This window comes from Nocardia acidivorans NBRC 108247 (genome assembly GCF_001625085.1).
GTDB classification, from domain to species: Bacteria; Actinomycetota; Actinomycetes; order Mycobacteriales; family Mycobacteriaceae; genus Nocardia; species Nocardia acidivorans.
Genome location: NZ_BDAW01000135.1, coordinates 1 through 4,745, shown reverse-complemented (window position 1 = coordinate 4,745; position 4,745 = coordinate 1). Strand labels below are relative to the sequence as shown.

General features: G+C 63.5%; 5 protein-coding genes. All 5 read right to left on the bottom strand.

The annotated features are described in order from the left end of the window. Positions 1-409: 409 nt before the first annotated feature. Positions 410-1,261, bottom strand: coding sequence for a flavin monoamine oxidase family protein (locus NA10_RS34925; protein ID WP_084515693.1), 852 nt, complete (start codon positions 1,259-1,261; stop codon positions 410-412). A 572-nt stretch (positions 1,262-1,833) separates the two neighbouring features. Beyond that, positions 1,834-2,433: a TetR/AcrR family transcriptional regulator gene (locus NA10_RS34915; RefSeq protein ID WP_067574980.1), complete on the bottom strand. Its 600-nt coding sequence runs from the start codon at positions 2,431-2,433 to the stop codon at positions 1,834-1,836. Then, entirely contained in the window at positions 2,426-3,229 is an 804-nt protein-coding gene (locus NA10_RS34910; RefSeq protein WP_067574979.1) for an alpha/beta fold hydrolase, read from the bottom strand. Before NA10_RS34910 ends, NA10_RS34915 begins: the two co-directional genes overlap by 8 nt. Positions 3,230-3,426: 197 nt before the next feature. Further along, a complete protein-coding gene (locus tag NA10_RS37405) occupies positions 3,427-3,585 on the bottom strand; it encodes a hypothetical protein (protein WP_157557011.1) in 159 nt (52 codons plus the stop codon). 63 nt (positions 3,586-3,648) lie between these two features. Further along, positions 3,649-4,350: a transposase gene (locus NA10_RS34905; protein WP_169812704.1), complete on the bottom strand. Its 702-nt coding sequence runs from the start codon at positions 4,348-4,350 to the stop codon at positions 3,649-3,651. Positions 4,351-4,745: the final 395 nt, after the last annotated feature.

Below are 4,745 nucleotides of genomic sequence, written 5' to 3'. Positions count from 1 at the left end.
TTGCGGATCCGCAACCACCATGCTCGGCCCGGGAGTGGATCTGCGCGATGTCCAGATCGCCGCCCGCCACCGGCCCACGCACCACCATGCGGTACGACCGCGCGCACCAACCTCGACCCGCATCCGAACTACATCCTGGCCGCCTACATGGCTTCCGCCACATGACCTCTCGACCATCCGCACATGCCGATGAGCGAGCTTCTCCGCCAAAGCCATCAATCGCCCGACCGGCCGCTGACGCGACGCCGCAGAACTGATCCACATCTCACCGAGCCGCGATGAATACTGTGGCGGTGGTACTGCTTCGGCCAATTCGCCAGCGCGTAGTTCGACCACTCGACGGTGCCGTCGGGGAACTCCGCATCAGCGCGACATCGATGAAATCAGCTGCTGGTGAGCGGTTTTCGGGTCAGGTGCGTGCCTGCACTTCCAGCGCCGCTCGCACGGCGCTTTCCACTGCGCCCGCGATCCACGCCGGTTTGAGGGTGGTGTGATCGCCGGCGAAGTGCACCCGGCCTTCGACGGTGCGGGTCGCGTGATGCAGTTCGCTCAGCTGGCCGGGCATCGGAATGGCGGCTTCACCGAGCGCGTAGTGGGCTTGCATCCAGCTTTGCGAGAGCCCGACGCCGGTGAATTCCTGTAGTACCGTGTCGGTTCCGAAGACATCCGCCATGCCGTGCAGCGCATGGTCGACGCGTTGGTCGGGGGTGAGCGAGTCCCATCGCATGGCATCGTCGGACCAGGAATAGCTGGCCAGCACCACACCGCCGGAAGGCTGCTCACCGCCATCGGACGCGTCGTTGTGGGAGGGGAAGTACATGAACCGGTTGGGGTTGTCGGTGACGCAGCCGCCACCGCGGAAGCCGTGCTCGCCTTCTTCCCAGAACCGGGTCTTGAACTCCAGCAGCACTTTTGTCGCGGCGTCCTGGTGTGTCGCGGTGACTGCGCGGCGCTTGGTATACGACAGGGCCGGTTCGAATTCGCAAAAGCGCATGGCGCTCAGCGGTATGGCGATCACCGCGTAGTCGGCGTCGATGGTCTGGGTGGAATCCGGGACACCGCTGGGGACGTCGTCCTGGTCGTATTCGCCGACCGTGGTGATTCGTACGCCCGTGCTGGTCTGTTCGCGTCGGGTCATCTGCCGCCCCATCTGGATCACCGGCCCCAGTTCGGTGGTGAGCGCGTCGGTCAGCGTCGCGGTGCCGCCCTCGAGCTCCCAATAGGTCGCGTCCGGCCGGATCAGCGCGTGGTCGACGAGCATCGGGATCACCCCGTAATGCAGGCGAGAAGTGGCTCGCCGACCGATTGCGACGGCATGCTCTGACGGCCTCTCCGACCCGGCCGCTGGGATCGTGACCGGTGTCTCGGCCGTCGTTGCCTCGACTGGCTCCCGAGGTGCCCCTCATCACCGAGGGTGCCCCGCCCTGGAAGATCCCACGCGGAGATCACTTTCTTGTCTGGAGAGCCCGGCTCCGATGCGGACAAGGCCGCCCATAGGGAAGGCGGCGTGAAGGCTATCGTCGTGACGGTCAACTCGACCGGCTGGTACCGCGCGACAGCCGGGGCGAACGACGTCACCGCTTATGAGACTCACGACAGCGCGGTGCACACCGCTCGGCTGGTCGCCAAGTCCGCCGCGCGGTTCGGGCCCGCGGCAGGCGACAGTCACCCGGGCCGCGGGCGGCGGCATCGATGCCCCGAGTTACACCGCCATCTGGACAGACCCCTGCGGAAGATTAACGGGCAGAGCGTTGTTCGGCCACGGGCTACACACTATTCTGCCGACGAGCGTGCGATCGAGGGCTTCTATGACAGGTGATCGGAGGGTGCCGCCTATCGGTCTGTAGGAGTGGACACTGTTGGATATCCAGTCTTCCAATCACAGAAGGTCGCATCGATCGCGGTGGTGAGTCGTTCGAAACTGATGTCGAGTGGGCGGGGTATCGCGAATCCCTGTGCGAGTTCAAGGGATACGAATCCGTGCAGGGTGCTGCGCAGGTACCGGGCGGCATCGATGGCCTCGTCACCTTGGATGTCATAGCCGAGGAAGATCTCGTAGAAAACCGTAAGGACTTCCTGCACTGCTGTTGCTGCGTCTCCGTCATTTGGTTCGGGTGCGCGCAGGATTGCTTCGTAGCAACCTGGGTGGGACATGGCCATCGCCCGGTATGCATGTGCCGCCGCGCGCAGGGCATCCGATCCGGACTTTCCGGTCGCAGCCTTGCGCAGGGTGCTGGCGAGTTCGTGGAACATCCGCAGGGCCAGCAGTCGCTGCAATTCATCCAAGCCGTTGAGGTGCTTGTACAAACTCGGTTGCGCGACACCGAATCGTTTGGCCAGTTCAGTGAGAGTGACTCGGTGGAAGCCGACCTCGTCGGCCAGCCGGATCGCCTCGGAAACGATTGTCTCCGTTGATAAGCCGATCCTAGGCATGGGTGACCTGGCTGATCAGTCTGCCGATGGCGGCGGCGGTGACCTCAGGTGCCTGTGTCTGTGGGAAGTGCCCGGTCTCTGGAATCATCACGACCTCCGCTCGTAGTTGACGGCCGATCCACTCGGCTTCGGCGGCCGGGTTTTTCCAGTCCACATCTGCATCGCCCATAACGACGACTGCCGGTGCACGTACCGAGGTCAGTCGTTGTTCGGCGGGAGTGTGTGATGTGCGGCTGGTGCGTACGAACGCTGTCCAGTGGCCGGAGCGCGTCAGGTTCTCACGCACTCGGATCACATGTTCCTCATAGTCGTCGGGCTTCTTGCCGGGTATCCATTTCGGGTAGTAGGCCATGAACACTGCTGCACCCCAGGGTTTGACGAACAGAAGGCGCATCAGAAGTCGCTGAAGCGGCCCGCCGTGGTCGCGGACCATAGGGCCCAATAGCGCCAGCCCGCGCACCTTCTCCGGCGCGTCAGCCGCGGCGATGACGCTGGCTCCCGCCCCCATGGAGTTTCCGACAAGGAAGGCTGGTTCACCTAGCTCGTCGACGAGCGCCAGGATGTCCTCGGCGAGCGCGGCATCGTCATATGCTCCGAAGGTGGCATCGCTGTCGCCGTGCCCACGGATATCCATCAGCGCCACCCGGCAGCCGAGCTGGACTAGCAGCGGTGTCAGATGCCGGTAGCTCTGACGGAGTTCACCCCAGCCGTGTGTGCAAATCACCAACGGCCCGCTGGTGCCGATCAAGTCGTAGGCGATGCGTCCTTCGGCTCGCTGCAAGAAGTTATAACCCATAGCTTAAAAGCTATAGACTCTAGCTTTGGGTCGCAAGAGGCTCCTTTGCAAGAGCTGGCCATTACCAACCGAAGTGAGCTGTATTGCCGCGACCCGCGCGTTTGTTGCATCCAGCGACCGCACCTTGGAAAGCAACAGGCAGAGCGGCGCTCGGCCACGGGCGACGCGCCATTGCGGAATGCCACGCATTTCAAGCGTTAGGCGTGGACGTGCTTCAAGGTCACGCTCGTATGCCGAAGCCTGTTCCGCAGTCGCCCGTCTACGTTGGGGGTGAGCGGCAGGCCGCTGGTGTCAGCGATACGGTCCGCCACCGCGGCGGCATCGGTCCAGACCGCCGAGAGCGCCGAGGAGCCCATCTGGTTCTACCCCGGACCCGATGACTCGACCTACCTGGTGCGCGGTAATGGCGCCCCTTTAGGTCAAGACCTGATCGGGGTGTCGGAGTTACTCGGTGTGGTGGGTCCGGGATGTGGCTTGTCCGAAGGATCGGTGTGCGGGTTGAAGCCGGTCGCGCTGGAGTCTGTAGTCGTTCTCGATTGCCCTGCCGGGCCTGTCAATTCTCGTCGGTCGTCGTCGCTGAGCATTCGCGTGTAGATGACGTTGGACAGGCGTCGTTTCAACGCGCGCATGGCTTCCATCGAGGTTTTGCCGGCCAGTCTTCGGCGGTCGTAGTAGGCGCGACCGGCGGTGCGATGACGGAGCTGGATCACGGCCACGATGTGCAGGACCCGGTTGATCTCGCGGTTGCCGGAACGCGAAAGCCGATGTCGCTGATGGTCTCCGGAGGAGGCGTCCAAGGGCGCGGTTCCGTTCCAGGAAGCGAACCGGTCGCGGGTGGTGAAGCGGTGGATGTCGCCGGTGTCGGCCAAAAGCCTTGCGGCGCTGGAGGGTCCGATGCCTTTGAGGTCCATCAAGGTCGAGCCGCGGTCGGTGACCAGTCCTCGCAGCTCTTTGTCGGCTGCCTTGATCTTGTGGTCGATGGTGGCCGAGCGTTTGTGCGGATCCACGCCGATGATGACGGTCATCATGTGTTCCTCCCGAGGCGGGTATTCGGTGTCCGTGCATGGGGAGGGCACCGCTACTTCGAGCCAGGGCATGCCCCTTTTCAGCCACTCCCGCACGGCACCCGGTGGGAAGCAAGCCACGAGAGAGCCACACCGGTCCTGCTGGCGGGCAACCGAATTGGAGAGCATCCCACCGGGCACCTGGACCAAGCCCTGGCCAGGACCCAGCCCTACCACCATTCTCTAAGGAGCCGAATTGAGGGCGGTCGATGAATATTCGGCGGCTCTGTCGAACTAGGACATGTTCAGACCTATTTCTTGCGTATCGTCGCTCTCATCAGCGAATCGATGGAGGAAATACGTTGACCAGTAACACTACCGAGCACGTGCCCGCCGGCCACGCGAGTGTGACGCCGTGGATCAGCGGACCGGATACCGGTGCGCTCATGGACTTCCTGACCGAGGCGTTCGGGGCGCAGGAACTGGCTCGAATCACCAACGCGGACGGGAGT

What these genes read in the sequence shown, in the direction of transcription:
- NA10_RS34925 (WP_084515693.1), bottom strand. Translation starts at nt 1,261, where the DNA reads ATGCTCGTCGACCACGCGCTGATCCGGCCGGACGCGACCTATTGGGAG.
- NA10_RS34915 (WP_067574980.1), bottom strand. Translation starts at nt 2,433, where the DNA reads ATGCCTAGGATCGGCTTATCAACGGAGACAATCGTTTCCGAGGCGATC.
- NA10_RS34910 (WP_067574979.1), bottom strand. Translation starts at nt 3,229, where the DNA reads ATGGGTTATAACTTCTTGCAGCGAGCCGAAGGACGCATCGCCTACGAC.
- NA10_RS37405 (WP_157557011.1), bottom strand. Translation starts at nt 3,585, where the DNA reads ATGGGCTCCTCGGCGCTCTCGGCGGTCTGGACCGATGCCGCCGCGGTG.